This window comes from Actinokineospora auranticolor (genome assembly GCF_002934265.1).
GTDB lineage: Bacteria > Actinomycetota > Actinomycetes > Mycobacteriales > Pseudonocardiaceae > Actinokineospora > Actinokineospora auranticolor.
The window spans coordinates 14,644-40,468 of sequence record NZ_PTIX01000027.1; the positions used below are offsets into that span (position 1 = coordinate 14,644).

The 25,825-nt window shown below is 69.9% G+C and carries 37 protein-coding genes; 34 read left to right on the forward strand and 3 right to left on the reverse strand.

The genetic code is table 11. From position 1 onward, the window contains the following. Nucleotides 1-166 precede the first annotated feature (166 nt). Nucleotides 167-1,399, forward strand: coding sequence for a helix-turn-helix domain-containing protein (locus CLV40_RS31340; protein ID WP_104482625.1), 1,233 nt, complete (start codon nucleotides 167-169; stop codon nucleotides 1,397-1,399). 93 nt (nucleotides 1,400-1,492) lie between these two features. Here CLV40_RS31340 and CLV40_RS37540 read toward each other — a convergent pair whose 3' ends face one another. After that, nucleotides 1,493-1,801 carry a hypothetical protein gene (locus CLV40_RS37540; RefSeq protein ID WP_146108315.1) on the reverse strand — a complete coding sequence of 103 codons (309 nt, stop codon included), beginning with the start codon at nucleotides 1,799-1,801 and terminating at the stop codon, nucleotides 1,493-1,495. Nucleotides 1,802-1,964: 163 nt separating this feature from the next. Next, a complete protein-coding gene (locus CLV40_RS31345; RefSeq protein WP_146108316.1) occupies nucleotides 1,965-2,402 on the reverse strand; it encodes a hypothetical protein in 438 nt (145 codons plus the stop codon). Between the two features lie 461 nt (nucleotides 2,403-2,863). On the opposite strand from CLV40_RS31345, the gene CLV40_RS31350 reads away from it, so the two are divergent. From CLV40_RS31350 to CLV40_RS31425, 17 genes are all read left to right on the forward strand, one after another. After that, on the forward strand, nucleotides 2,864-3,205 hold the full coding sequence (locus CLV40_RS31350) for a hypothetical protein (RefSeq protein ID WP_104482627.1): 342 nt from the start codon (nucleotides 2,864-2,866) through the stop codon (nucleotides 3,203-3,205). Beyond that, nucleotides 3,202-3,660, forward strand: a complete 459-nt coding sequence (locus CLV40_RS31355) for a hypothetical protein (protein WP_104482628.1) — start codon at nucleotides 3,202-3,204, stop codon at nucleotides 3,658-3,660. Before CLV40_RS31350 ends, CLV40_RS31355 begins: the two co-directional genes overlap by 4 nt. Continuing rightward, the gene (locus CLV40_RS31360; RefSeq protein ID WP_104482629.1) at nucleotides 3,657-3,905 is read left to right on the forward strand and encodes a hypothetical protein; all 249 of its coding nucleotides are present in this window, start codon (nucleotides 3,657-3,659) and stop codon (nucleotides 3,903-3,905) included. The genes CLV40_RS31355 and CLV40_RS31360 overlap by 4 nt, the downstream gene beginning before the upstream one ends. Beyond that, nucleotides 3,895-4,944, forward strand: a complete 1,050-nt coding sequence (locus CLV40_RS31365; protein ID WP_104482630.1) for a hypothetical protein — start codon at nucleotides 3,895-3,897, stop codon at nucleotides 4,942-4,944. Before CLV40_RS31360 ends, CLV40_RS31365 begins: the two co-directional genes overlap by 11 nt. Then, entirely contained in the window at nucleotides 4,941-5,486 is a 546-nt protein-coding gene (locus CLV40_RS31370; RefSeq protein ID WP_104482631.1) for a zinc finger domain-containing protein, read from the forward strand. Before CLV40_RS31365 ends, CLV40_RS31370 begins: the two co-directional genes overlap by 4 nt. Beyond that, nucleotides 5,483-6,355 carry a hypothetical protein gene (locus CLV40_RS31375; RefSeq protein WP_104482632.1) on the forward strand — a complete coding sequence of 291 codons (873 nt, stop codon included), beginning with the start codon at nucleotides 5,483-5,485 and terminating at the stop codon, nucleotides 6,353-6,355. The genes CLV40_RS31370 and CLV40_RS31375 overlap by 4 nt, the downstream gene beginning before the upstream one ends. Before the next feature lie 252 nt (nucleotides 6,356-6,607). After that, nucleotides 6,608-7,000, forward strand: coding sequence for a hypothetical protein (locus tag CLV40_RS31380; RefSeq protein ID WP_146108317.1), 393 nt, complete (start codon nucleotides 6,608-6,610; stop codon nucleotides 6,998-7,000). Nucleotides 7,001-7,172: 172 nt separating this feature from the next. Further along, nucleotides 7,173-7,994, forward strand: a complete 822-nt coding sequence (locus CLV40_RS31385; protein WP_104482634.1) for a DUF2786 domain-containing protein — start codon at nucleotides 7,173-7,175, stop codon at nucleotides 7,992-7,994. Nucleotides 7,995-8,146: 152 nt separating this feature from the next. After that, nucleotides 8,147-8,722: a hypothetical protein gene (locus CLV40_RS31390; RefSeq protein WP_104482635.1), complete on the forward strand. Its 576-nt coding sequence runs from the start codon at nucleotides 8,147-8,149 to the stop codon at nucleotides 8,720-8,722. A 164-nt stretch (nucleotides 8,723-8,886) separates the two neighbouring features. Then, nucleotides 8,887-9,441: a hypothetical protein gene (locus CLV40_RS31395; protein WP_104482636.1), complete on the forward strand. Its 555-nt coding sequence runs from the start codon at nucleotides 8,887-8,889 to the stop codon at nucleotides 9,439-9,441. 177 nt (nucleotides 9,442-9,618) lie between these two features. Continuing rightward, nucleotides 9,619-10,269: a hypothetical protein gene (locus tag CLV40_RS31400; protein ID WP_104482637.1), complete on the forward strand. Its 651-nt coding sequence runs from the start codon at nucleotides 9,619-9,621 to the stop codon at nucleotides 10,267-10,269. A 91-nt stretch (nucleotides 10,270-10,360) separates the two neighbouring features. Then, nucleotides 10,361-10,990 (forward strand): hypothetical protein, encoded by a 630-nt coding sequence (locus CLV40_RS31405; RefSeq protein ID WP_104482638.1) that lies wholly within the window; start codon nucleotides 10,361-10,363, stop codon nucleotides 10,988-10,990. A gap of 298 nt (nucleotides 10,991-11,288) precedes the next feature. Next, the gene (locus CLV40_RS31410; protein WP_245931687.1) at nucleotides 11,289-11,519 is read left to right on the forward strand and encodes an HNH endonuclease; all 231 of its coding nucleotides are present in this window, start codon (nucleotides 11,289-11,291) and stop codon (nucleotides 11,517-11,519) included. A 339-nt stretch (nucleotides 11,520-11,858) separates the two neighbouring features. Further along, a complete protein-coding gene (locus CLV40_RS31415) occupies nucleotides 11,859-12,494 on the forward strand; it encodes a Mom family adenine methylcarbamoylation protein (protein WP_104482640.1) in 636 nt (211 codons plus the stop codon). Next, nucleotides 12,487-12,657 (forward strand): hypothetical protein, encoded by a 171-nt coding sequence (locus CLV40_RS38485; protein ID WP_181043854.1) that lies wholly within the window; start codon nucleotides 12,487-12,489, stop codon nucleotides 12,655-12,657. Before CLV40_RS31415 ends, CLV40_RS38485 begins: the two co-directional genes overlap by 8 nt. Further along, nucleotides 12,657-13,805, forward strand: a complete 1,149-nt coding sequence (locus CLV40_RS31420; RefSeq protein ID WP_104482641.1) for a GNAT family N-acetyltransferase — start codon at nucleotides 12,657-12,659, stop codon at nucleotides 13,803-13,805. Before CLV40_RS38485 ends, CLV40_RS31420 begins: the two co-directional genes overlap by 1 nt. Before the next feature lie 12 nt (nucleotides 13,806-13,817). Next, nucleotides 13,818-14,513 (forward strand): formyltransferase family protein, encoded by a 696-nt coding sequence (locus CLV40_RS31425; protein WP_104482642.1) that lies wholly within the window; start codon nucleotides 13,818-13,820, stop codon nucleotides 14,511-14,513. Here the strand turns inward: CLV40_RS31425 and CLV40_RS31430 are convergent. Beyond that, nucleotides 14,510-14,848 (reverse strand): hypothetical protein, encoded by a 339-nt coding sequence (locus tag CLV40_RS31430; RefSeq protein ID WP_104482643.1) that lies wholly within the window; start codon nucleotides 14,846-14,848, stop codon nucleotides 14,510-14,512. The two genes, CLV40_RS31425 and CLV40_RS31430, sit on opposite strands and share 4 nt — an antisense overlap. Nucleotides 14,849-14,928: 80 nt before the next feature. Here CLV40_RS31430 and CLV40_RS31435 point away from each other — a divergent pair, with 80 nt between their 5' ends. The 16 genes from CLV40_RS31435 to CLV40_RS31505 all read left to right on the forward strand — a co-directional run bounded on the left by CLV40_RS31435 (nucleotide 14,929) and on the right by CLV40_RS31505 (nucleotide 25,817). Further along, nucleotides 14,929-15,384: a phage terminase small subunit gene (locus CLV40_RS31435; RefSeq protein WP_181043855.1), complete on the forward strand. Its 456-nt coding sequence runs from the start codon at nucleotides 14,929-14,931 to the stop codon at nucleotides 15,382-15,384. Next, the gene (locus CLV40_RS31440) at nucleotides 15,374-17,050 is read left to right on the forward strand and encodes a Terminase (RefSeq protein WP_104482645.1); all 1,677 of its coding nucleotides are present in this window, start codon (nucleotides 15,374-15,376) and stop codon (nucleotides 17,048-17,050) included. Before CLV40_RS31435 ends, CLV40_RS31440 begins: the two co-directional genes overlap by 11 nt. A 21-nt stretch (nucleotides 17,051-17,071) precedes the next feature. Continuing rightward, complete coding sequence (locus CLV40_RS31445) at nucleotides 17,072-18,439, forward strand: phage portal protein (RefSeq protein ID WP_104482646.1); 1,368 nt, start codon at nucleotides 17,072-17,074, stop codon at nucleotides 18,437-18,439. After that, nucleotides 18,436-19,128: a VG15 protein gene (locus tag CLV40_RS31450; RefSeq protein WP_104482647.1), complete on the forward strand. Its 693-nt coding sequence runs from the start codon at nucleotides 18,436-18,438 to the stop codon at nucleotides 19,126-19,128. Before CLV40_RS31445 ends, CLV40_RS31450 begins: the two co-directional genes overlap by 4 nt. A gap of 73 nt (nucleotides 19,129-19,201) precedes the next feature. Continuing rightward, the gene (locus CLV40_RS31455) at nucleotides 19,202-19,732 is read left to right on the forward strand and encodes a hypothetical protein (protein WP_104482648.1); all 531 of its coding nucleotides are present in this window, start codon (nucleotides 19,202-19,204) and stop codon (nucleotides 19,730-19,732) included. Between the two features lie 45 nt (nucleotides 19,733-19,777). Further along, nucleotides 19,778-20,680 carry a phage major capsid protein gene (locus CLV40_RS31460; RefSeq protein ID WP_281261697.1) on the forward strand — a complete coding sequence of 301 codons (903 nt, stop codon included), beginning with the start codon at nucleotides 19,778-19,780 and terminating at the stop codon, nucleotides 20,678-20,680. 12 nt (nucleotides 20,681-20,692) lie between these two features. Continuing rightward, the gene (locus tag CLV40_RS31465; RefSeq protein WP_104482650.1) at nucleotides 20,693-21,676 is read left to right on the forward strand and encodes a glycosyltransferase family 4 protein; all 984 of its coding nucleotides are present in this window, start codon (nucleotides 20,693-20,695) and stop codon (nucleotides 21,674-21,676) included. A 3-nt stretch (nucleotides 21,677-21,679) separates the two neighbouring features. Further along, nucleotides 21,680-21,835, forward strand: a complete 156-nt coding sequence (locus CLV40_RS38490; RefSeq protein WP_181043856.1) for a DUF7302 family protein — start codon at nucleotides 21,680-21,682, stop codon at nucleotides 21,833-21,835. Further along, nucleotides 21,832-22,227, forward strand: a complete 396-nt coding sequence (locus tag CLV40_RS38495; protein ID WP_181043857.1) for a Gp19/Gp15/Gp42 family protein — start codon at nucleotides 21,832-21,834, stop codon at nucleotides 22,225-22,227. The genes CLV40_RS38490 and CLV40_RS38495 overlap by 4 nt, the downstream gene beginning before the upstream one ends. Before the next feature lie 7 nt (nucleotides 22,228-22,234). Continuing rightward, nucleotides 22,235-22,573: a hypothetical protein gene (locus CLV40_RS31475; RefSeq protein ID WP_104482652.1), complete on the forward strand. Its 339-nt coding sequence runs from the start codon at nucleotides 22,235-22,237 to the stop codon at nucleotides 22,571-22,573. After that, nucleotides 22,566-22,847: a DUF5403 family protein gene (locus CLV40_RS31480; protein WP_104482653.1), complete on the forward strand. Its 282-nt coding sequence runs from the start codon at nucleotides 22,566-22,568 to the stop codon at nucleotides 22,845-22,847. The genes CLV40_RS31475 and CLV40_RS31480 overlap by 8 nt, the downstream gene beginning before the upstream one ends. A gap of 54 nt (nucleotides 22,848-22,901) precedes the next feature. Beyond that, the gene (locus CLV40_RS31485; protein ID WP_104482654.1) at nucleotides 22,902-23,978 is read left to right on the forward strand and encodes a hypothetical protein; all 1,077 of its coding nucleotides are present in this window, start codon (nucleotides 22,902-22,904) and stop codon (nucleotides 23,976-23,978) included. A gap of 33 nt (nucleotides 23,979-24,011) precedes the next feature. Further along, the gene (locus CLV40_RS31490; protein WP_104482655.1) at nucleotides 24,012-24,410 is read left to right on the forward strand and encodes a hypothetical protein; all 399 of its coding nucleotides are present in this window, start codon (nucleotides 24,012-24,014) and stop codon (nucleotides 24,408-24,410) included. 92 nt (nucleotides 24,411-24,502) lie between these two features. Continuing rightward, the gene (locus tag CLV40_RS31495) at nucleotides 24,503-25,048 is read left to right on the forward strand and encodes a phage tail tube protein (protein WP_104482656.1); all 546 of its coding nucleotides are present in this window, start codon (nucleotides 24,503-24,505) and stop codon (nucleotides 25,046-25,048) included. A gap of 32 nt (nucleotides 25,049-25,080) precedes the next feature. After that, on the forward strand, nucleotides 25,081-25,443 hold the full coding sequence (locus CLV40_RS31500; RefSeq protein WP_104482657.1) for a phage tail assembly protein: 363 nt from the start codon (nucleotides 25,081-25,083) through the stop codon (nucleotides 25,441-25,443). Beyond that, nucleotides 25,407-25,817 carry a hypothetical protein gene (locus CLV40_RS31505; protein WP_104482658.1) on the forward strand — a complete coding sequence of 137 codons (411 nt, stop codon included), beginning with the start codon at nucleotides 25,407-25,409 and terminating at the stop codon, nucleotides 25,815-25,817. The genes CLV40_RS31500 and CLV40_RS31505 overlap by 37 nt, the downstream gene beginning before the upstream one ends. Nucleotides 25,818-25,825: the final 8 nt, after the last annotated feature.

A 25,825-nucleotide genomic window follows, 5' to 3' on the forward strand; every position in this document is an offset into this window, starting at 1 on the left:
TGCGGTTCGGTCCTCTGACTGTCGGTGAACGTTTCGTTGCTCTCTGGTCATCATGGCAGTCACGCGTAGGGTTGAAGTGACAAAGAAGGGACAAAGTTCGGGGTAGCGCTGGCACGCACGATGAGCAGCAAGAACCGCAAGCGCAGGCGCCAGAAGGAGGCAGGCAATGAGCCATTTGGACGATCCTGGATTGGAAGACCTACCGCGTGAAGGCGTGGGCGTGGAAGTTGCAAAGAGGCGCAAAGCGCTGAACTGGACCCAGCGCAAGTTGGCGGAGGAAGCTGTTGTCTCGCTTAGCCTTGTGAAGAAAGTCGAGATCGGACAAGCACCCCCCTCGCCAGCGTTCATTGCGGCTGTATCCCGCGCCTTGGGGACTGGGGCTGCGGAGCTAATGAGCCTTCCTCGACGTCCCGAAGGTAGAACCGGATATCACTCTCACAGTGGCATCGGCCCGCTTCGTCGTGAGCTGGCGGGCTACAAACAAGACGCGGGCGATGTCAGCCAGCTAGACGCCCTCCCAATCTTGGCAGCTCGGGTGTCGCATGTTTCGAATCTCAGGCACGCCACAACATTTGATCAGTTGGGTTCTCAGCTTCCCGGCCTGCTCTACGCACTGCGTTTGAAGTGGCAGCGCAGCGAGGGTGCGGAACTTGAAAGGACGTTCGGTCTGCTAGCTGAGGCGTACTACGCCGCATCTCAATACGCATACAAACTAGGATATGTTGATCTGTCATCCCTGGCGGTTGACCGGTACGAGTGGGCCGCAGCGCAGTCAGGAGACCAACTGGCTGTGCTCGTTGGTGACTACCAGCGAGCAGGCGAACTGATCGCAACGGCGGACTGGGACGCTGCGCTTACTCTGCTTGAGACAAGCCGTGGGAACATCGAAGGCCAGCTAGGGGGTGCCGATCCAGCGATCCTCGCTGTCTGGGGCAATCTCCACCTCAAGTCCGGTCTAGCGGCTGCCCGGGCGGGCAACCAAGTGCTGGCTGACGAGCACCTCACAGAGGCGCGCGAGACGGCACAACGCATCGGTGCGGATCGAGATGACTACCGTCTGTGCTTCGGTCCGACCAACGTAGGCATCTGGAGCGTGGGGCTCGCAGTGGAGTTGTGCAACGGCGCAGAGGCGGTGCGGCGATCGGTCAACTTCCGTATTCCCGATGGCACCCCCCGGGAGCGCGCCGGGCACTACTACATCGATCTAGCCCGCGGCTTCCTCTACAACGGCGATCGGAAGAAATCACTCGCTGCTCTGGACCGTGCTCGGAAGATCTCACCCGAGCAGACTCGGCATCACCCAATGGTTCACGAGACAGTACGCACACTGTTGGGCCAGCAGGTCCGCAGTGTGGACACCGTTGCCGGGTTCGCGGCATGGGCGGGCGTTCGGCACTGACCGGTAGACGACAGGGGTACGGGACGGGAGATCTTGCCCGTACCCCTGAGTGCGCACACCTTGATCGGCGCGTATGCGCGACGACCGAAGAGGCTACTGACCCGAGCCCCCTGCGTTTTCAGTCCCCGTCACATCGGAGCACCAGGGATCAGAAATGCTCTTGGACAGCGCAGCATGGTGGAGTCGTTCGGTTCGGCGGGCGGCCTCGTCCTCGTCGTGGTCACCGTCCGCGTCCGCAAGTAGGGCGGATACACGCTTGCGGTGTAGGTCGTTGATGACTTGGTACAGCGCACCGACGGGCGCGAATGGACCCGCAAGCAGGGTGAAGCCGCCACTGGAGTTGCGGACCAGTTGTGCTGTGGTGCCTAAGTCGTCTTGGATCTCGATCAGGTCTGCCGACACGTCTGTTGTCTCCCTTGCGCACAACCCCCCAGGTTGCGCTGTGCTCCGGGTCGCTCACTGCCAGGGCCGCGGGCAGGGTGGCTCGCGGAAGCATCGAGCTTAGCGACTGGTTGCGCCGCTTCCCACACAATCTCAGGTTGTGCCGGTTGGGCGTCGGGTTGATCTACGTGTCGGGCGTGACGCTGCTCTCTTGAGCGATTGAGGCCCGGGCGCATCCGTCGTGGGCGGCCTGGTCGGCCTGGTCGGCGACCAGGGCGTCGATGAGGCGGTCGGCGATGCGTTGCCGGTCGGGGTTCAGGAGTGCGTAGCTGTCGACCAGGCGCTGTTGCTCGAGGGTGAGTACGGGGCCACCGTTCAGGGATAGGCCCGCGTCGGCGAAGAATGCTTGCGAGACCTCCCATACCGGCGCACTGAGGGCCTCGGCGAAACGTTCGATCACCTTAAACGACGGCGTGCGCCCTCGGCGTGCACTCGGCTTGAGGTGGTTGCCGAGGGCGCCAGCCGGAAGACCGGCCTCACGTTCCACCTCCGCTACTGACCTACCGTGGCGGTACCTGTCCACCAGAATCCCGACGCGTCCCTTGTCGTCGTCATCTGCCACGTCGTCCCCCTTGTTCACCGGTCAGCGGCGATCCACCGTGATCCTGACGTACCCCGTACCAGCGGCGTCAGCGTAGGGGTGCGGATCGACACTGGTGCACACCGTAGGACGACTGTCTGGCGTCCGCTTGAACAGTTGTCAATTCGGCTCTTGATCACAGCTAGTAGCTGTGGAACTACTCCGCATCTTCTCAGTGTTCGTACTTTCTTGACAGATGCACGTGCAGTGATCCACTGTGGAGATGCTCGCCGGGATGGGTTGTCAACCCTCCGGTCGGCGGGTTCGGAGCCTCTGGGGGAGGTCTGCTGTGTCCTGGCGAATACGTCGCTGTGCGCCCGCTGTGGTGACGGCTCTGCTGTCGGTGTGGCTGGCGCTGATACCTGCCGCGCCGGGCGGGTCCGCTCGGCGCGCGCGTCATCGTCCACAGACGTGGTTTTGCGCCGCTGGGAGGCGGTTTTGTCATGTCCACAACAGCTTTGGCTACGCCCGATCCCGAGTCGGGCAAGGAAGACGCGGCACTGTTGGTGTCGTTGGATCAGGTCGCGGACGAGTTCGCGCAACTGGAGCGCCTTGTGCCGCGTCTGGACAAGCTCGCTGCGCGGCAGCGGTCCCTGCAACGGGTGATCAAGGCCGTGATGGGGGACGGGGAGATCGGGACCGTGAGCGGCGTGCCCGTGGTGTCCTGGCGGAAAACACTGCGGGTCGGGGTGTCTCAGAAGCTGTTGAAGGAGAAGTATCCGCACATCGTGCCGGAAGTGCTCGACATTGCCGAAGTGCGCCGTTTCCTGGTGCTCGACCGGTGAACGCGACCGCCGCAACGCGGGAGCGCGGCGTGCGGGAGCTGGCGGGCGAGATCGCGCGGCGGGCGGTCGCGCTGACCCCGGCGGCGGGTGATCCGGTCGCGGCCGTGGCGGCGCTGCTGGTACTCGACCCGCGCAACACCGACCACGTCGAGGCGGTCGTCACGGTCATCGTGTGCGACGCGTTGGGGGACCCGTGGCGGGAGACCACCGCCAACCGGTGGCGGGCGCTGCTGCCGACCTGGATTCGGCCGCAGGTGATCGGCGCGACCGTGCAACGCCTCAGCGCGGCCGGGCTGCTGGTCACGACCGGCCGGTGGGTGCGGTCGACCGACCGGGCCGGGGGCAACGGCGGCAAGCCGCAACCGGTCTACCGACTTTCGATACCTGGGGAGGACCCGCCGCTGCCGTTGGCGCGGCTGGGTGAGGTGGGGCCGGACAGCCCCACCGGGACGTGATTTCGGCACGCAGCCACGCCGATGCCGAGCAGGCCCGCCGCTGTCTGGGCGGGGAGCTGGTCGCCGAGGAACTGACCACGACGGCCCGCGGGCTGGTCGTGGCGTGGCTGCACGCCCGTGGACTGACCGACACCGAGATCGCCGGGCGCGCGCGGATGTCGACCTACACCGCCCATCGCATCCGCTGCCGTCTGGGTCTGCGGGCGCACACCAACCGTTTGAGGAGTTCCGCACGTGGCGCGTGATCACGCCCGCATCCAGTGCGATATCTGGGACGACGACGACTTCCGTCCACTGTCGACACTGGCGAAGCTGCTGTACATCCATCTCCTGTCACAGAAGAAGTTGACCTATGCCGGGCTGCTCGACCTGGCCGCCAAGCGGTGGGCACGCGCTCATCCCGACCACGACGTGAGCGAGATCCGGGCGGCGCTGTCGGAGCTGGCCGCCGCGCGCATGATCGTCATCGACCACGACACGGAAGAGGTGTTGATCCGGACTCTGATCCGCAACGACGGCATCGCCAAGCAGCCGCAGGTGCTCGCCGCCGCGTTGCGGCAGGCGTATGCGATCGAGTCGCCGATCCTGCGGGCCGCGCTGGCGGTCGAGCTGCGTCGTCTGCCGGTGGAGGTCTGCGGGTCGCTGCCGCCGATCGTGGCGGACTCCCTGGAACGCGGGGACAGCGCGCCGCCGGTCGAGATCAAGCCCGCCCGACGCCGCCCGCCGCAGACCGCCGAATCGGCCGCCGCGCACGACCAGGTCGACCAGGACGCGACCGACACCGGGGACCCTGCGGGCAACCCTTCCGGGAAGGGTTCCGCGCGCCCTCTGGGGGTAGGGGGTGGGGGGAAGGGGGAGACCTCCCGTCTCACCTCTCGCTCTGCTTCTGGGCGCACGCGCGCGACGCGACCGGACCGCCAACTGGCCGAACGACTGGTCGCCGAGCACGTCCCGGCGCAGCCACGCCGGGTCACCGCCCGACTCAACACCGAGGCCGCCGCGCTGCTGGCCGAGGGGATCGGGCCCGATCGCGTCGGGGCGGGCCTGCGGCGCTGGTCGCAGCGCCGTGTCGGGGCGGGTCTGCTCCCGGAGCTGGTCGGCGAGGCGATGCGCACCGCCGCGCCACCCGGGGCCGCGGGCACTGCCCCGCTGCTCGCCGCGCTGGAGCTGGCGCGCCGGGTTGCGCACGAGGACCAGGACGACAGCGAGCTGGGCCGCATCCTGCGCACCGCCGACGACGACACTGCCGTGGCCGCGTTGCTGTCGCTGGGGGTCGCGGCATGACCACCGATCCCACCAGGCAGGCCGCGCCGCCCATGTCCCGCGTCGAGGTCTCCGGGCTGTTGGCGATGATGGCCGCGTTCCGGTCCCGCACGCCCAGCGACACCGAGCTGCGGTGGTGGCGCGACCAGCTCACCGGCTACAGCGCGGCGGAGTGCCAAGCCGCGATCCTGGCGCACTCCCGGACCAGCCCGGACAGCGTCACGCCCGCGCAGATCATCGGCCGCATCCGCGACGCGCGCCACCGCACCGAGACCCGGCGGCACCGCCTCGCCCGCGATCCGGCCGCCGACGCGGCCCGCAGTGCCGCCGCCGCGCGGCGCGGCATGGCCGCCGTCTACGCCGAGACCGGGTGGACCCGGCTGCCCGAACAGCAAGCGGCGTTGGCGGTGCCGTGCCCCGAGCCCGACTGCGGGGTTCCCGCCGGGGTGATGTGCGTACAGGGTGGCCGACGCGACCGGCGCGACAGCGCTACCGGCGTGCACCGATCCCGGCGCGACGCGGCCGAGGCCACCGCCGACCGGCACCAGGAGGTGACCCGGTGAGCGCCGCCGCCGAACTGGACATCTACGCCACGACCCCGTGCCTGCTGGGCTGCGTCGCGGGCGACGGGGAACCGTTCCCCGCGCAGCACGGCTACCGCACGTGCGACCCGTGCGCCGACCGCCTCCGCGCCATGCTCGGGGAGTTGGTCGAGCTCTACGCCCTGGTCGACGACGCCGTGGTCCCAGGCAGCGGCGGGTCGGCCGCGCGCGGCGCGCCGGGCCACGGCTCCCGCTCCCCGGCCCGCGACAGCGTGATCGTGCTCACCGACCCGCGCACGCACGCGGTGGACGACGGCGACCCGCACTCGGTGCTGGCGGTGCTGTCGAGCTGGGCCGACAACGTCCGCCAGGACACCGGCCAGGACCCGCGCACCGGGGCGGCCACCGTGTCCGGGGAAGTCGCCGTCCTGGTCCGCTGGCTGGACTGGGCCACCCGCCAGTACTGGATCGGGGACCTGGGCCAGGAGGTCACCGAGCTGGCGCACCAGCTCCGCACCGCGCTGGGGGTGCAGGAGCGCACCATCCCCGTCGGTCCCTGCCCGGCCCGGGTCACCGACCCGGACACCGGCCGCCCCGCCGTCTGCGGCGCGCCACTGCGGGCGCGGCTGTCGGTGGAGCGGATCAGGTGTCCCCGGTGCCGGGCGAGCTGGCCACGCGAACGCTGGGACGACCTCGGCGGCGAGCTGGGCACCCCGGTGTCGGATTTCGCGTCGCTATCGGTGTGGCTGGCCACCCCGACCGGCACGCTGCGCCGTTGGCGACATGAGGACCAGTGGCCCAACCACGGCAGCAGGAGAAGGCCGGAGTTCGCCCGCGCGGACGCGCTCGCCTCCTGGCGGCGCAGACACGCCCCGGCGGCGCCCGTGTGACGAGTTGCGGGGCCGGTGACCGCCCGAAAGCGGTTGGAACCACCGGCCCCGCTGTCCCCGTTGCACGCGGTCCCCGTCGCACTCGGCGACGAAGACCCACAGAAAGGACACGCCCAGTGTAGGCGAGCACGTCTCTGTGTCGCCAGGTGGCGTCGTGGATCACGATCGCTAGCTCCACTCCCCCAAGTACGGATAGAGTTATTGCTGTGAGGGGGACGGGATGGAACCCCACTCCTCGCGAAAGGAAACCCGTTGCGAATCAAGGAAATGGACACGATGAACTTTCCGATTCCCGTTCAGATCGGCAAATTCAGGGAGGTGACCGTGTGGGCGCTGTATCACTGGCGACACGGCGGGACGACACCCGAGCGCGCCGCCGCCGGTAGCGTCTCCACCCCCTTCATTCACGCCCTGTTCAGTGACGACCGGTGCTACTGCGGCGGTATCTGCACTCTGGTGCCCGCCGACGTCGGCCCCTGCCCCGGCCTGGAGCGGCGCGCCCTGCTGGCGCGGGACATGTTCCACGAGCTGTACTCCGACTTCAAAGTCCAGTTGGGACAGTTCACGATGCCCGGCTACCTGACCGACGGCGGACGCCGCGTGGAAGTCGTCGCCCGACTGCTCTACCTCGACCCGGAGGACTGATCCACCCGAGGCGGGAGCCCTGCGCTCCCGCCTCACCCTCCCGGAAGTGGCGTCGTGGATCACGATCGCTAGCTCCACCCCCTGTAGTCCGGATATAGTTCTTGTTGTGAGGGAACGGGATGGAACCCCGCCTCGAACGACAAACCCGTTGCACAGCAGTGAAAGGACTACCATGGCCACCACTCGCAAGACCGCCAAGGACAAGACCGCAGAGGCCAAGCCCGCGACGGCCGACAAGGCCGCCATCAAGCGCAAGGTCGCCGCGCTGCTGGCACAGGCGGAGGACAAGGGCGTCACCCCGGAGGAGGCGCAGGCGTTCGCCGCCAAGGCGGCCGAACTGCTGGCCCGCTACAGCCTGGACGCCGCCACGCTGCGAGCGGAGAAGGGGCAGAAGCCCGAGCCTGTCTCCACCTACACGTTCACCGTGAGCGGTCAGGGCTGCCACGGCAAGGCGCGCACCTCGCTCCACTGGTTCGTCGCCGAGGCGGTGGGCTGCATGGCCGTCACCAAGGGCGACGACATGACCACCAACGACCGGCTGGTGATCGCGATCGGCACCGCCTCGATGATCGACACGTTGAAGACCCTCCTGCCCTGGATCATGGCGCAGGCGGAGAACTCCGCCCGCCTGGCAACACCTCTGCACATGTCCCAGATGGACACCAGCCACCTCACCACGGCGAACCGGAACATCATCCGGCGCGACTACTTCCGCTCCTACCTCAAGGGCTACGGCCAGGGCGCGGCGGAGAAGATCCGCGCCACCCGCACCGACCTGGCCGAGGAGGTCAAGAACAGCCCCAAGGCGTTGGTCCTGGTCCGCGACGCTGACCGGATCTCCGCCGAGTTCGCCCGCCGCTTCCCCAAGACCGTCAAGGGGCGCGGCAGCAAGACCACCGCCGCCGGACACGCGGCCGGTGTCCGCGCCGGACGCGCGGCCGACACCAACCAGGGCAAGGTCAACACCACCGACCGCAAGAGGGTCGGCAAGTAGCCGCCGGGCGCCCCGGTCCCGACCGGGGCGCCCCGCCTTGGCGTCGTGGATCACCTTCCGCAATCCCTACAATCCGGATAGAGTTATTGGTGTCAGGGGACGGGATGGAACCCCGCCACCGGACACGAACCCGTTGCGACACAGGAGGAACAATGTCCACGAACAACACTCACCCCGGGCGTCACCGCCGCGCCCGAATCCAGCGGTGCCGGGCGCTGCTGGTCACCCCGGGCGGCCCGACCACGATCGACATCCACGCCGACCGCCGCGGGCTGCCCGTCCTGCTGACCGCCACGTCCGCCATGACCGGTTGGGACCTGGCCGGGGTCGCGTTCTGGGTCGACCGGGACGCCGACGTCGACACCGCGCCGCTGAACCGACCCGCGACCAACCTGTTGGACGCGTTCCTGCGCAGCATCAAGGCGGGCCGCTACCTGCCGGGCAGGAACGCGTGGGAGCGCCGCCACGCCGCCGAACTGCTCGACGGCGACCCGGAGGCCCGCCGGGTCTACGGCACGTGCGTTGTCGACGGCCTGATCCCGGAAGGCGAGCGCGACTACACCGACCCCCGGCCGATGTTCCGACCGCTGTCCCGTGAGTTCTGGACCTGGTACACCCGCGATAGTGACCCCCGCGTCACCGAACTGGGCCGCGAACTGGCGCTGCTGATCCGTGAGAGCGGGCACCGCCTCGACCGTGTCGTCGGCGTCCGGATAGTGACCGACTGACCGGCGCGGGTCCCGCTCACACGAGCGGGACCCGCCTCCGGGGCGTCGTGAATCACCTTCCACGATCACCATATTCCGGATATAGTTCTTGGTGTCGGGGGAACCGGGATGGAACCCCGCCGCCGACACCACCGTTGCGAACAGGCAGAAGGAACGAGTCCACTATGGAAACCCGAATCCGGCCGCACCACCCGGCACCCAAGCTGCACAGGATCGAGCTGTCGCCCGGCATGGTCGACACCATCAACGTCACCTTCGACACCATCTACCCCTTCACGGTGGAGCAGGGCGACGCCGCCCGCTTCATCGGTACGCACTTGGCCTACCCCAAGGCGCACCACTGGCAGCCCGTGTCCGGGGTCGCGTTCTGGACCGGCCAGCAGTCCTACCAGCGGTGGGACCTCAACCCGGTCGCCGGCGCGATCTGCGTCGAGCTGGTACGGGCCGTCGCCACCGGGCGCTACGAGGCCGGCCTGCTCGAACGAGCAGCCGCGTCGATGAACCAGGTAGCGAGTCCCGTCTTCTACGGGTCCTGCCTGATCACCGGGATGAACGAGGCGGACGAGGTGGTTCCGCTGCCCGACCGGTTCTGGTCGTGGTGGGAGCGCTTCGCTCCCGACCTGCGCCGAATCGTTCTGGCGCAACACATCGCGGACACACTCGCCCGCAAGGACGTGGCGGTCGACAACGTGACCGACGTGGTCGTCCACTCCGACTGACCGAACCGGCACCCCGGCCCGCAAGCCGGGGTGCCCCTGGGGGGCGCGCTCATCCGAGCGTCGTGGATCACCTTCCATCTTCCCTGTGAACCGGATAGAGTTATCACTGTTCGGGGGACGGGATGGGACCCCGCCCCGACACCGCAACCCGTTGCGAAACAATGGAAAGGAACACCTGTGAGTAACGAACTCTTCGCCGCCATGGCGAACCTGCTGGCCCAGGCCGCCGAGCTCGTCGACCAGCAGCCCGAGGGCGACGCGCCCGACGCGGCGAGCTGGTCGGCGGAGCGCCCGGAGGGCTCGGACATGGACGGCGGGCGGTTCTCGGCGCTGGTCATCCGTCATGATGGCGAGCTGGGCCACGTGGCCTTGACCGCCGAGACGGCAACGGAGAGGATCGCCAAGATCCTGGGTGAGCGGCAGATCACCCCGATGGACCTGGTGCAAGGCGTGGGCTTCTGGCGGGGCGGGTTCGCCGCACCGCGTACCGAAATCAACCCGCCCGCGACGCTGGCGATCACGCGCCTGGTCAAGGACGTCATCGCGGGCAACTACGCCGTGAGCGACCGGGACCTCGCCCGCGTCCAGCGGTTGAGGCGCAACAACATGTCCGACCTCACCATTCACGGCGCGTGCGTGATCACCGGCCTGAGCATCGACCTGCGGCCGGTGCCGATGCCGGAGCGTTTGCGGGAGTGGGTGGACGAACTGCTCACCGACGTCGCGTACTACCAGCTCGGTTCGCAGATCGCCGAGCAGATCAGGGCGACCGGCGTCCCGCCGCACCGCGTCACCAACGTCATGGTCAACCTCACCACCGGGGCCTGACGACCGTAACCGCTGCCCCGGCTCCCGCGTGGAGCCGGGGCAGCGGCCACAATGACACCGACCACGCGCACAGGAAGGGAGCCGATCGACCGTGATCCACGCCGGACGCACCGCCGTCGACAGCGACGCCATCGCCGCCATGCACGGTCTGTCGCCCGCCGCCGCGCACAAGCGACGGCCGTGGAACGACCCCGACCACCCCCGGCCGATCACCCGGGGACGGCCGGTGTCCGGCCGCCCCCGCCTGTGGGACGAGGCCCAGGCCAGGGCCTACGCCAACGGCGAGCCCATCCCGGCCCTGCCCACGCGGCGGGACGATCGGGACCTGCTGGATCGCGGGGAGGCCGCCGAACTGGCCGGAGTCACCCCCGACACCTGGAGCAAGTACCAGCGCACCGCTCGCACCCAGGCCCGCGAAGACACGCCGCTGGTACCCCCGGCCGATGAGATCGTGTGCGGGGCCGAACACTGGTACCGCGCCACCGTCAAGCAGTGCAAACGCGAGCGAGCCGCCCGCGCGAAAGCAGCCCGCGGCGGCCGACCGCCCGGCAGCGGCGACCGCGTCCCGCGCACGGAGATCGGCCCCGCCATCGCCGAGCTGGTGCACGCCGCACAGGCCAACGGCGAACGGGTCAACGTCGCCGAGATCGCGCGCACCCTGGGCATCGCCTACTCGACCGCCCACATCCACGTCACGCGGCTAACCGGCGAATCCCGATAGTCGGTTGCGCCTGACCAGCGGCGAACGTAGAGTGATCCACAGTGGTGGACTCTACCCCGAACGGGTGACGCTCTCCCCGTTGCCGACACCCCGCATCACTGACCGTCGTAGTCCTCGTCCCCGGTCGGTGTGCTGAGTGGCAGCCCGGCCCATCCGCAACACACCGCCCCGCTGACGGACGCGTTCACGCGCCACCGGACGGGGGCGCGTGGGTACCGGATGGGCAGGCAGCGATCGCCGCGCGCGTCTGCCTCGGGACTGGCCGCGCCGCCGCGCACTGGTGCTGGCTCGTGACCCGGTGTGCCGCCTGTGCGGCCTGTGGCCCTCCACCCAGGTCGACCACATCGCACCAGGCGACGACCACGGCCTGAACAACCTCCAAGGCGTGTGCTCCGGCTGCCACGCAGCCAAGAGCGCCAGCGAAGGCGGACGCGCCGCCGCTGCCCGCCGCTCCCGGCTCCGCCCGCCGGAGCGCCACCCGGGTGAGCTGCCCCGGCCGACAGATCGACCCGACCACGCACACGAGTAGTCGACACGTCGGCCCGGGGCGGCCCCGCCCGTGCGCCACACCCCAGGGGGCTACCCCCCGCCCCCGCCACCGCCGCGCACCGGTTGGTCATAGCGACTCGCGGTCCGTACGAAACGCCACGACCGCCCAACCCGGCGTCAACACCCCACCACACCCGCGCTCACCAGGGAGAACGCATGGCCACCGCCACGCCGCCAGCACGCGCACCCGCCCCACCGAGGGAGGTGTCCGGCGATATCGACTTCACCCCCCAGCCCGCGGCGACCCTGCCCCGGCTCGACCAGCTCTCCCCCGCCACCCACCGCCGACGCACCGCCCGCTGACCCGGCCGTCCCGCTACTGGTCGCCCCCTGCACCCGGGCCGCCGCCAACCACGCGATCATCCGCTGGCACTACAGCGCCCGAACTCCACGGGGCAAGCTCGCCTGCTTCGGCGTCTGGGAACACGGGCGGTTCGTCGGTGCGATCGTCTACGGCCGTGGCGCTTCCAACCACCTGGGCCGCCCCTACGGCCTGGACCAGGTGCAGGTGGCCGAGCTGGTGCGCGTCGCGCTCACCGACCACGCCGCCCCGGTCACCCAGATGATCGCCGCGACACTGCGCCAGCTTCGCGCCGCCTCGCCGGGACTGCGGCTGGTGGTGTCCTTCGCCGACACCACCCAGGGCCACCACGGCGGCATCTACCAGGCCGGGAACTGGATCTATTCGGGCACGACCGACCCGCAAACCCTGTCCTACATCGTCCACGGCCGCGAGATCCACGGCCGCAGCCTGCGCCACCTCGCAGCAGCCCGGGACCCGGACGAGACCGCCGAGGCGTTCGTGCGCCGCACCATCGACCCGCAGGTGCGGGCGATCAAGACGCCCACGCTTAAACACCGGTACCTCTACCCGTTGGACAAGGCGATGCGCCGCCAGCTCCGCGCCCGCGCCCGCCCCTACCCGCCGCGACTGGAGGTGAACGCCCGTGCCTGACCGCCAAGTGCCCGGGTCGGCCGACGTGCTGGCCAAGCCCGAGCACGACCAGTACCGGGAGAAGCACGGAGTCGTGGTCGTCTGCCGCGACACCCGCCACCAGGAGCAGGTCTACACCCGCCTGCGGGCGATGGGGTTGCGGTGCCGGGTGGTGAGCGTCTGATGCGGATCAGCGTGCGCCACCAGGTGCCCGTGGCCGAGTCGTTCCGGGCCGCCAAGGTGCGCGGCCTGTTCAACGCCACCGACGCCGCTGCGACCCGCTTCGAGCTGGACGTCGATCTCCCGATCGAGGACGACGCGTGGCGGATCGGGGTCGTGGTCGGACCGTCCGGGTCCGGCAAGTCCAGCATCGGCCGTGCACTCTGGGACGGCACCGCCTTCTACACCGGGGACGACTGGCCCGCCGACGCGCCGATCATCGACGCCATCGCCCCCGACGGCGACTTCGAGGCCGCCACCGCCGCGCTGAGCGCGGCCGGTCTCGGCGACGTCCCAGTGTGGCTACGCCCGTACCCGGTGTTGTCGACAGGGCAACGGTTCCGGGCGGACTTGGCGCGGATCATCGCCGAGCAGCCTGCCCGTGTGGTAGTCGATGAGTTCAGCTCCGTGATCGATCGGCAGATCGCGAAGGTCGGCGCGGGCGCGTTCGCCAAGGCGTGGCGGCGCAGCACCGGACAAGCCGTGCTGCTGACGTGTCACTACGACGTGCTCGACTGGTTGGAACCGGACTGGGTCTACGACACGGCCGCTTCCACGTTCACCAGGGGGTCGGTTCAATTCCGGCGCCCGAGGATCGACGTGGAGGTCAGGCACGGCGGCTGGAACCTATGGCCGCTTTTCCGGGCACATCACTATCTGACCCTGCCCAAGATGGTCGCCGCCAGCGCGTATGTGGGCTTTGTGGACGGTGACCCGGTCGCCCACGTAGGCATGACCACCAAGTCCCTGACCACCGGCCCGCGCGCCGAGCGCGTGGTGTCGGTCGAGGCGCGCGCGAGCCGCCTGGTCGTCATGCCCGAGTGGCAGGGCGCGGGCGTGGGCACGCGGTTCCTCAACCACGTGGCCGAGCTGCAGCGCACTGGCAACGGTGTCCTCGACAGTCGCCGGATGACGACCCTGTTCCACACCACCCACCCGCACCTGGCGGCGGCGTTGCGTCGCGACGAGCGGTGGCGGCAGATCACCGCCCGCCTCACCGGCCACAAGACCGGCAGAAGCGAGAAGTACTTTCCCGACCGTGAGAAATCGTTGCCCCGCACCGGCTACGGCGGGCACTTCCGCCCGGTGCAGGGGTTCCGCTACTACGGCTGAGGAGGTGGGGTCGTGCGGCTGTTCCTGTCCGGACAGGGCGGATTCGCGCTCGCCGTCGCCGAGGCGGTCACCGACCGCGGGCACACCCTCACCGGGGTCGCCACCCCTGCCACCCGCCGGAACCGGCCCGACGACGGCGACGGCGACCCGACGCACTGGGACCGGCTGCGCGCCTGGGCCTACCCGCGCCGTCTGCCCTGGGTCGACGCGGTGCAGCTGCGAGCCCACCACGTCCCCGACGACGTGGACGTCCTGGTGGCCGCCCACTCGCACGCGTTCATCGGACGAGCCACCCGCGCCCGCGCTCGCGTCGCCGCGATCGGCTACCACCCCAGCCTGCTACCGCTGCACCGAGGCCGCGACGCGGTGCGCTGGACCATCCGCGACCGCGACCGGGTCACCGGCGGCAGCGTCTACCACCTCACCGAGCACACCGACGCCGGACCGCTGGCCGCGCAGGAGCACGTCCTCGTTCCGCCTGGGGCCACGGCCACGACCTTGTGGCGCGAGCACCTGGCCCCGCTTGGCGTCCGGCTCATCCTGCGTGTCCTGGACGACCTCGCGGCCGGTCGCCGCGTCGAGGTCCCCCAGGACGAGGCTCGCGCCACGTGGGAGCCGTCCTGGTCGCGCCCGCCCCTGGCGAAGCCCGAGCTGCCCCAGCTCGGCGGCGGCACGGTGCAGACCCACCCGGACGCCCTGCACCGCTAGGTCGCGCGTGGCCACCGCTCCGGCGGCAGGCCCCGCCCGCGCGCGTCCACCATCAGCGGCACCATCGCCCGGTACGGCTCGTCATCGAGCTCCACCGAGTACGGCGGCGCACCCGACAGCGCCAGCACCCAGAAGTGGTCCACGTCCACGTCTTCGTTGCAGGCCCGGCAGGAGATCCGCACCACCCCCTCCGCCTCGCTGGCCTGCGCGATGTAGCCGACTCGCGCCAACGAGTGAGCACCTGCCTTGCAGGTCGCCGGAATCACCCCGATCCGCTCTCCGGCGTTGGTGTGTCGATAGTGGACAGGCCCGTCCGGCGGGCGGTCGTCGAACATGCCCGCACCCTAACCCGACCTCGAACGCATGTTCTAGTCGAGCCCGGGTGTCACCGCGTGTCCGTCGCTGTTGACGGGGGGTGCCTGTGCCGTTGTCCGGGCGCACGCCCTCGGCGAACCCCCGCAACCGCAACCCCCGCGCCTACGACTGGACCACCGTCGAGAACGCCGCCTACGAAGGCCACTCGCCGGAGCTGCCCGCGAAGGGCGGGCGGCAGCGCTGGCACCGGGAGACCCGCGCGTGGTGGGAGGCGGTGCGGGCGATGCCGCACTGTCGTCTATGGACGGACACGGACTGGCGTTTCGCGCTGGAGACCGCCGTGTTGGTCGAGGCGTTCTGGCGTGATCAGCCCTCGGTCGCCGCCGAGCTGCGGCTGCGGTCGGCCAAGCTCGGCTTGACCCATGAGGACCGGTTGAAGCTGCGCATCCGCTACGCCGACCCACAGGACGGGGACCAGGTGGCCGCACAGGCCCCGGCGGCCGTGACGCGGCTGGACGAGCGCCGCCGACGGTTGGCGGGCGACGATGCCCCGTGAGCTGGTCCACGCGCCCGGACACGACCGGGACCGGTCGCTGGGGTGGCTCGCCTCCGCGTGGATCGAGCACTGGTGCGTGCACGGCCCCGGTGACATCCAGGGCGACCCGGTCGAGCTGGACGACGAGTTCGCCGGGTTCCTGGTCGACGCCTACGCGCTCGACCGCGACGGGCGACGGCTGTACTCCCGCGCGGCGCTGGTGCGCCCCAAGGGCCGCGCGAAGTCCGAGCTTGCGGGGTTCATCGGCCTGTTCGAGGCACGCGGCCCGGCACGCTTCGCCGGGTGGGCGCGCGGCGACGAGACCTACCGGTGGCGCGACTTCGTCTACCACTACGCACCCGGCGAACCCATGGGCCGGGAGATCACCTACCCCTACATCCGTTGCCTGGCCACCGAAGAGTCCCAGACGGGCAACACCTACGACGTCATCCACCACAACCTCGAACACGGGCCGCTGGGCGAGGACCTGACCCGCGACGCGGTCGGGTTGACCCGCGTCACGCTGCCCGATGGCGGCGAGATCGTCCCGTCGACGGCCAGCTCGTCATCCAAGGACGGCGGCAAGGAAAGCCTGGCGATCTACGACGAGCCGCACCTGTACACCACGCCCGAACTGCGGCGGATGTTCCGGACGGTGGACCGCAACCTGCGCAAGCGCAAGCAGGCCGAACCGTGGGCGCTGCTGACCTCCACGATGTATCAGCCCGGCGAGGACTCCGTCCTGGAGGCGGTCGACCGCCAGGCCCAGGCCATCCGCGAGGGCCGCACCCGCGCCGCCCGGCTGCTGTGGGACCACCGCGAGGCGCCCGCCGGGGTCGACCTGTCCGATATGGACGCATTGGTCGCCGCCCTGACCGAGGTCTACGGCCCCGCGGCGTCGTGGATGGACCTGCCCGGGATCGTGCGGGACGAGTTCTGGGACCTCACCAAAGACCCGAGCGACGCCATGCGCTACTTCTTCAACCGGCGCACGGCGTCGGCTACGGCGTGGATGACCGTCTCCGAGTGGGACGCCAATGCCGCGCCGGACCTGCCGCCGTTGGCGGAGGGTGAGGAGGTCGTGTTGTTCTTCGACGGCTCCTCCGGCGACGACGCGACCGGCCTGGTCGCGGTGGCCATGGACGACGGCCGCCCCGAGCTGCTGCACCTGCAAGAGCGCCCGCCGGGCCCCGAGGGCAAGCGGTGGCGGGTGGACAAGGCCGATGCCGACCTGTCGGTGCGTCGCGCGTTCGAGCGGTTCGACGTGCTGGGGTTCTTTGCCGATGTGCGCGAGTTCGAGAGCTATGTGGACGCGTGGGCGCTGGAGTTCGGTGACGGCCTCCTGGTGGAGGCCACCACCGGCCGCCACCGCCACAGCGTCGCCTTCGACATGCGCGTGAGGGTCGCGGAGTTCACCGCCGCCGTCGAACGCGCCCGCGCCGACTTCCGCGCTGGGCAGCTACAGCACTCCGACGACCTGCGATTGCGCCGCCACGTGCTCAACGCGCGTCGCGCACCCAACCGGTACGGAACCAGCATCGCCAAGCCCACCCGCGACAGCCCGCACAAGATCGATGCCGCCGTCTGCCTCATCGGGGCACGCATGGTCCGTCGTCTGGTGCTGGCGTCGGACAAGTACAAGCGCCGCCACCGCAAGCGCGACCGCCGCGTGGTCGTCCTCCGCTGACCCTCGGGGCGGAGGTGCGCCGTGCCATCTGCCACCGACGATCTCTCCGTCCTGCACCACTTGCGCCAACGCCTTGCCGCGACCACGTCGCGCACGCGGCGGATGGACACCTACTACGACGGCGCGCAGCGGCTCGCCGCGCTCGGGCTGGGCCTTCCCCCGGAGATGCGCCGTCTGCAAGTGGTGGTCAACTGGCCGAGGCTGGTGGTCGACTCGTTGGCCGAACGCCTGGACCTGGAGGGCTTCCGGCTCGCGGGCGCGGCCGAGACCGACGAACGACTCTGGTCGTGGTGGCAGAGCAACAACCTCGATGACGAGTCCGGGCTGGCGCACTTGGAAGCGCTCATCGCCGGACGCGCGTACATCACGGTCGGCCCCGGTGACGACGGCGCGGACGCGCCGGTCATCACCCCGGAGTCGGCACGCTCCATGATCACCGACGTCGACCCGCGCACCCGCGCCGTGCGCTCCGCCCTGCGGCTCTACACCAGCGGCGGCGGCGGGGAGCTGTCGGCGACGCTGTACCTGCCCGACCGGACCGTCTACTACGAACGGAGCCGGACCGGGTGGCGGGCGGTCGACGTGATCGCGCACAAGCTCGGCCGGGTGCCGGTGGTGCCGATCGTCAACCGCGCCCGCATCGGCGACCGGGACGGCCGATCCGAGATGGCCGACGTGATCGGCCTGACCGACGCCGCGTGCCGCACCATGACCAACCTGCAAGGCGCGCAAGAACTTCTCGCCGTTCCGCAACGCTACGTACTCGGAGCCACGCGCGCGGACTTCGTCAACGAAGCGGGCGAGCCGATCCCGGCGTGGGAAGCCTACATCGGCCGGATTCTGGCTCTGGGCAACGAAGACGCCAAGGTCGGCAGCTTCGCCGCCGCCGACCTGCGGAACTTCGTCGAGGTCATCAACGCCTACGCGCGGCTCGTCTCCGCCCTGGCGGGACTGCCCCCGCACTTCCTCGGCCTGTCCACCGACAACCCCCCATCGGCGGACGCGATCCGCTCCGCCGAAACCCGGCTGGTGAAGCGAGCCGAGCGCCGCGCGCGTGCGTTCGGGTCGGCGTGGGAGGAGGCGATGCGGCTCGGGATGCTCATCGTGGACGGTTCCATCCCCGCCCACGCCGCCCGGCTGGAGAGCATCTGGCGCGACCCGGCGACCCCCACCTACGCGGCCAAGGCCGACGCGGTGGCCAAACTGGTCGCCGCCGGAATCCTGCCGGTCGCGGTCGCGTGGGAGGAACTGGGCTACAGCGCCGAGCAGCGCCGCAAGCTCGCCGCCGCGTCCGGTGACGACCCGTTGGCGCGGCTGCTGGACACCGTGGGCGCCGGTCGCCCCACCGGCCTGGAGATGCCCGCGGCCCCGGCGAGGAACGACCGGTGAACCTCGCCGAGTACCGCGCCGCCCAGGACCGCGCGACCGCCCCGGTGGTGGCCGCCACGGTGTCCGCGCTGCGCGGGCTGGCCGGTCGACCGGTCACCCCCTCCGGCTGGTCGCTGCTGTTGGGGGTGCTGTTCCCGGTCGTGGTGCAGGGCCGACGCGCAACCGGTGAGTTGGCCGCCCGCTTCTACCTCGACCAGCGCCCACCGCTGCCCCGACCCGCCCCGCCGCTGGACCCACCCCCCTACCGGCGCGACGCGCTCGAACACGCGGTCGCGCGCACCGCCCGCACCCGCATCGCCGACCAGGTCAGCACCCGGGCCGCGATCAGCGACACCACCGCAGCCGTCGCCCGCCACGTCGTGCAGGCCGGACGCGACGTGATCGTCACCGCCGCGCAGACCGACCGCCTTCGCTGGGCGCGCGTGCCCACCGGGCGCGAAACGTGTGCGTTCTGCTGGCTGCTGGCCTCACGCGGGCCGGTGTACCGCTCCGGCGACATGACCCGCTGGCACGACCGGTGTGACTGCCTGGTCATGCCGGTGTCCAACCCCGACGACTGGGAAGGCCGCGCCACCTTCCTTGCCGCGCAACGACTCTGGCGCGACTCCACCGCAGGACTGTCCGGGCGCGACGCGCTGATCGCGTTCCGCCGCGCCGTGGCGCGCACTCCCGACCCGACCGCGCCCTAGCCGATCCAACCCCCTGCACGCGCAGGCCCCCGGCGGGCCGCGTGTCCCCGACCCGCCCCAGGAGGGCCACCCCGTGACCACCACCGAACCCACCGACCCCGTCGACCCGACCCCGGACGAGAACGCCCCCGACACCGTGCCCGCGGCCCCGGCACCCGCCGGTTCGCTGGACGAGCTGCCCGACTGGGCCCGAACCGAGATCCGGCGCGCCCGCACCGACGCAGCCCGCTACCGCCGCGAACGCAACGCCGCGCAACAGGCGCTGACCACCCGCGACGCCACGGCCGCCGACGCGGACCAGTCCGCCGAGGTGCAGCGGCTGACCAGCCAGCTCGGCACCGCGCACCGCGACGCGGCGCGGCTGCGCGCGGCCATCGCCGTGGGCATCCCCGCCGACCACGTCACCGACTTCGCCGCCCGCCTGGTCGGTGACACCGATGACGAGCTCGCCGCCGACGCCGCGCGACTGCGCGAGCTGATCGGGCTTCCCGCCCCCGACCGCACCCGCCCCGACCCGACCCAGGGCGCGGGCCTGGACAACGCCACCTCCGCCGCGTCGCCCGCCGACGCGTTCGCCGCGTTCGTGCAGGACCGCCTCCACTAGACCGACTAGGAGTGAGTCACCATCGCACCCACCACTCTGGACAACCTGCCAGAGCAGGTACTACCGCCCGAGGTCACCGGACCGATCTTCGAGAAGGCGGCCGACAAGTCCGTCATCGCCCGACTCAGCGGCAACGTCCCGGTTCCCATCGGCGGCATCGCAGTGCCGGTCAACACCCAGAAGCCGGAGGTCGGCGTCGTCGGTGAGGGCCAGGAGAAGCCCGTCAGCAACGTCGGCGGCAAGTTCAAGATGTTCAAGCCGGTCAAGCTCGCCACCATTGTCGTGGTCAGCGAGGCATTCGCCCGCGCCAACGTCGGCGGCACGTACTCGCGCCTCAGTGACGACCTGGCCGACGCCGTCGCGCGCGGCGTGGACCTGCTCACCCTGCACGGACGGTCCCCGATTGACGGCACGCGCGTGCCCGACAAGGAGTACATCGACCAGACCTCCAACCGCGTCGTGCTGGGCTCCACTCCCAGGGATGAAGGCGGCATCGCCGGGGACTTCATCGCCGGGTACGAGCTGATCGTCAACGACGAGAGCAGCGACGACTTCACCGGCTTCGCCATGGACAAGCGCCTGCGACCGCGTCTGATGGGCGCGACCGATGTGCAGGGCCGACCCCTGCTCCAGACCACCGCGAACCTGGCCGATCCGCTTGACGTCGTGCTGGGTCTGCCCGCTGCCTACGCCCGCGCCGTGTCCGGGCGCGTGGGCGCGAGCCCGGACACCTCCGTGCGCGCCTACGGCGGCGACTGGACCCAGGTTCGCTACGGATTCGCCGAGGAGATGACGCTGCGCGTGTCCACCGAGGCCACGCTGATGATCGACGGCGAGGTCGTGTCGCTGTGGCAGCGCAACCTCGTGGGCCTACTCATCGAATGCTGGTTCGCCTGGGCGATCGGCGACGTCAACGCCTTCGCCGCCTACGAGATGCCCGGAAGCTGAGGGGAGCCGCCCGTGCGTGTGGTCGCGCTCATCCACTTCTACCTCCCGGCACACCGCGCGGGCTCGGAAACGATGATGCACGCCATGCTCCGCGCCCTCATCGACGCGGGGCACCAAGTCCACGTGGTCGTGACGTCCCAACCCGTGGGCGAGGACCACTACACAGTGGACGGTGTCGAGGTGCACCGGGCGGGCGCGGGTGAGCGCATCGTGCCCCGCCTGGTGGCCTCGCTGGCCCCGGACGTGCTCATCACCCACCACCAGGAAACGCCGCACGCCTCCAAGCTCGGGCGCGACCTGGGGGTGCCGGTGGTGCACGTGGTGCACAACAACATGCACCACACCACATTGTGGCTCCACAAGCGCCCGGACCTGGTCGTGTTCAACACCCACTGGATTCGCCGCTACTACGCCACCCGGCACCGGGGGCTGCGCTCGATCGTCGTGCACCCCCCGGTGTGGGGCGAGCAGCACGCCACCACCCCCGGCGACCGGGTCACCCTGGTCAACCTCAACCGCGACAAGGGCGGTCCGCACTTCTACGAGCTGGCCCGCCGAATGCCCGACGTAGGCTTCCTCGGTGTCGTCGGCGGGCACGGCGCACAGGTCATCGACCTCAGCGTGCCGAACGTGGAGATCCAGCCGCAGACAGCGGACATGCCTGGTGAGGTGTGGTCCCGGACCCGGCTGCTTCTCATGCCGTCGATCTACGAGTCGTTCGGCATGGTCGCGGTCGAGGCCGCGCACTCCGGCATTCCCACCATCGCCCACCCCACACCCGGCCTGCTCGAATCCCTGTCCTACGCGGGCACCTACGCCGACCGCGATGACCCCGACACCTGGGTCAGCACCATCCGGTCGCTGCTCGACCCCGACACCTGGCCGGTCGTGTCGGCGGTCGCGCGCCGCCGCGCCGCCGAGTTGGACCCGCGCGTCGAGCTGGCCGCATTCGTCGCCGAGCTGGAAACCCTGCACACCGACCACAAGGGACGCTGACCCATGGAGCTGATCAACACCGTGGGCACCCGCGTCCACGTCCGCGACGAGCTGGCCGCCCGACTCATCGCCGCCGGGTACCGCGAACCCACCACCCCCCCGACTCCGGCGCGGCGCACCACCACCCGCGCCAAGCGCACCCGGGGCCGCGGGCAGTGACCTACGCCGACCCCGAGGACGTCGCCAAGCGGCTGGGCCGCCCGCTCACCGACCCCGAACGGGAGCTGGCGGCCGTGCTGCTCGGCGACGCCGAGACCATGATCCGCGCGCGCCTGCGCGACCTGGACGCCCGCGTCGCCACCGGCCGCATCGCCCGCGACCTGGTCGTCATGATCGAGGCCAACGCGGTGGCTCGGGTGCTGCGCAACCCCTCCGGCTACACCTCCGAGACCGCCGGGGACTACTCCTACACCCTCGACACCCGCGCCGCCGCCGGGTACCTCACCATCCCCGACACCGACTGGCGCGACCTCGGCGTCAACCCCCGAGGCGGCGCGTTCACCATCCGCCCCGCGCTCGCCCCACCCCCGGAGCCCGACCGCTGGGGGTGAGCCGCTGGTGAGCCTGCTCGACCACGGCCCCGACCACGTCGTGATCTACCCGTCGATGTGGGCGGCCGACCAGGACGGCAACCACGCCTGGCGACCCGGGCCGACCGGGCACCAGGTCACCGCCCGGGTCCAGCCGATCAGCTCCGCCGACCTGGTCGTCAACGGCCAACAGGTCGCCACCCTGGCCCGGGTCATCACCCGCGACGCACCCGCCGGTCCCTGGGACCGGGTCGAGTGGGATGGGCGCACCTGGGACGTGATCGGCGAACCCGAGCAACGCGGCGACAGCCCCGCCACCCGCCACACCACCATCGTCATCCGCGCCCGGGGGGTGAACCGTGGCTGAGGTCGACCGCCGCGCCGACGACATCGTCGCGCACCTGCCCGAGGTCCGCGCCGCCGTGCGCGACGCGGCCGACCAGATCGCCGACCGCGCCCGCGCCACCCTGGCCGCGCACCGCCGCACCGGCACCGCCGACATCGAGGTCACCCGGGGCCGCACCGACACCACCGTGTCACTCGTGGACGAGGGCGCGCTGTCCATCGAGTACGGTCACCTCGCCCCGGACGGCACCCCGGTTCAGGGCCTGCGGGTGCTACGCGACGCCGCCGACCTATAAGAGGTGACCCAGTGCTACACAGGAGGTCACTGAGTATGCGCGAAGCGGGGAGAGATGGCCGGAGACTACGAGTGGCTTACCGCCGCAGTGACGAAGTCCAATCAGCGTTTGAAAGCTTACGGTTGGGATGACCTCGACCCTTCAACTATCACAGTTTGCCTCGAAGACTTCGAGAACGTCCCACTGGAAAAGATCCGCCTCAGTCTCACTCATTTCTTTCGACACGTCACCCAATGCGACGAGATCTACTCCCTGGCTTTCAGTCCACTAAAGGGCGAGAAGCAGGTATTTGTACTAGTGGACTTCTTGCCTGGCGGGATGGTCGAGTCGGAAGGTTTCGCGGAGTACGCTATCCCCTTCTCTGAGGATCATGCGGTTCGCACGATCGAAACGGCCTACACCCCTTTTAGTGCAATCGTTGACATGATTAGGTTGTCGGATGATTTAGGGGTCACCTGCTGGGAGTATCGAATAGAATTGGGTCACTTGGGCTCGACCGTCGGGGAGTTGGCTGCGTGCTTGAAACGGGCCATCAGCCTCATATCAATCCCCGGCGACGGCGGGTATGACGCTCCCCGGATTAGCGAGATCACTCACCATCTCAACGCGGACAATCTTGACTATCTGATCGGACTAGCCGAGAACCACTGTCTAGAGTTCAAGATGCGGGCCGACTTGAGCAGCGAAGCGGGACGTATCGAGATGGCGCAAGACGTGGCCCGATTCGCTAACGCCGAGCACTCGGCCCTCTTGATCATAGGTGTCCGAACCGAACGGCTCAACGGCGTTGATACCGCCGAGAAGCTGACGCCCGTTGATCCGAAAGTCAACTCGCCACAACGATATCGCGCGATTCTCGACGCTCGCATATACCCTCCAGTTCGGGGTTTGCAAGTAGCGCAGAAGCAAGTCGACCCTGAGCGTTGCATTGTGGTCATCACCATTCCACTACAAAGAGACCAGGACAGGCCATTCCTTGTGCACGGCGCTGTTGTGGACGGCAAGGTGGAAGGCTCGTTCTTTTCCATCGTCCGGCGACACGATGAAGCTTCGATCCCCATAACCGCTCGTGAGGTCCACGCGATGATGAGTGCGGGGTATCGCCTCCTGCGCATCGACGGGATATCCTGACGACCGCTTTGGGGGTAGAAGATTACCCGACTTTTGCCCTATGTCGACGGCCTGGTCCTGCACCTGCTGCGCGCCGCGCTCCCGACCACCGTCACCGTCGAGACCGAACTATCGGACCCCTTGCGCCGCATGCCCTACGTGTTCGCCGACGTGGTCGGCGGAGACGAACCGCTCCCGGCGCATCTGGGCCTGCCCCTGGTGGACGTCGAGTCCTACACCCGTGGCCCCAAGCGGCACGGCGCGGACCTGGCCGAGGCCGTGCGGACCGCGCTCTACACCGCCTGGGCCGACCAGGTCGTCACGCCGTTCGGACACCTGGCCTCGTTCCGCACGGTGTCCTACCCGCGTGCGCTGCGTCTGACCGGGCAGCCCGCCGAGATCCACCACTACACCGGGACATACGCACTGGGCGTTCGTCCCCCACGAGCCTAACCAGCGGCCGTACTTCCCCTGTTCGCGAGGCGACTTGCGGGAGGGGGCATGGTCGCTGACGCGGGTCGCCACACCCTTGTGGAGACCCGCACTTGGCGCTCAACGACAACGCAGTCCTCATCCCCGGTACCGGCCGGGTGTACCTCGCCGCCTCCGGGCAGGCTGCCCCACCGGACCCGCGTAACCCGCTCGATCCCTGGTCGATCATCGGCCACACCTCCCGTGAGGAGGGCTTGACCATCACCCGCGACAGCGGGGATTCCGAGGTCAAGGGCACGTGGGAGAACCCCGCTCTGCGGGAGCGGCGCGACCCCGCCACGTGGGCGATCACCTTCCAGCTCCACCAGCTCGACAACAACACCCTCGAACTGTTCTTCGGGCCCGGCGACGTCGACACCGCCGGTGTGTTCGGTGTGCAGGGTTCCGCGCCCCCGGTGGAACGCGCCCTGTTCGTCCGAATGATCGACGGTGCCGCAGAGGCGGGGTTGTACGTGCCGCGCGTGTCGATCGGGTCCGACGACGACATTTCCGTTGACGTGGAGAACTTCCTGGCGTTCCCGGTGCGCGCCCAGGTCCTCCAGGTCACCGGCTCCAACCTCATGGAGTGGTTCGCCGCCGGTCTCGGCCGCCCCGCCTGATCACTATTCCTGTCACGTAAGGAGAACACCGCATGTCCACCGTGATCGGGCTCGACCAGATCCGCGCCGAGGCGCGCGCCAGCATCCAGGACCTAACCGTGGGTCTGACGGGTGGCAAGGCCGTGTGTTTGCGCAACGCCTTGCGTATGTCCAAGAAGGACAGAGAGACGTTGACGGCGTTGGGTGAGCGGATCGCGGTCGTCGCGGAGGCGGGGGACGACGAGGACGCGCTCGTCGCCGCGCTCGCCGACGTCGTGCTCCTGGTCGCGGAGACCAAGCCCACCGCCCGCGCCCTGCTCGCCGAGATCGGCGGCGATCTGCTCACCCTGACCGGCTTGTTCCGCCGGTATCAGGAGGTGTGCCAGCTCCCGGAACCCTCGGGCTCGATCAGCTAGCCGACAAGGTCGGCGGGGCAGCCCTGTACGCCGACCTGCGGCGCTACTACGGGGTCGACCTCGCCGACCTGTGGCACGGCACCCTGACCCCGCGTCGGGTGCTGTGGCTGATCGAGCACCTTCCCGAGGACTCCGCCGCTGTCGCCGCGCTCCGCGGCGGCTCCGAACACCGGGCGTGGACCGCCACGACCCACCTGCTCGCCACCGTGGTGGACGCGGTGCAACTCGGCACCTGGACCACCGTCGCCGCGAACTCGCGCCGCCGTCCCCGCCCGCCCGCCCCGATGCCGCGCCCGACCCAGCCACGTAGACGTGCGGGTCGGGTGGTGACCGTGGCCGAGATCGCGGCCCGCCAGCAGCACCCCGGCGGCTAGCAGTCGAG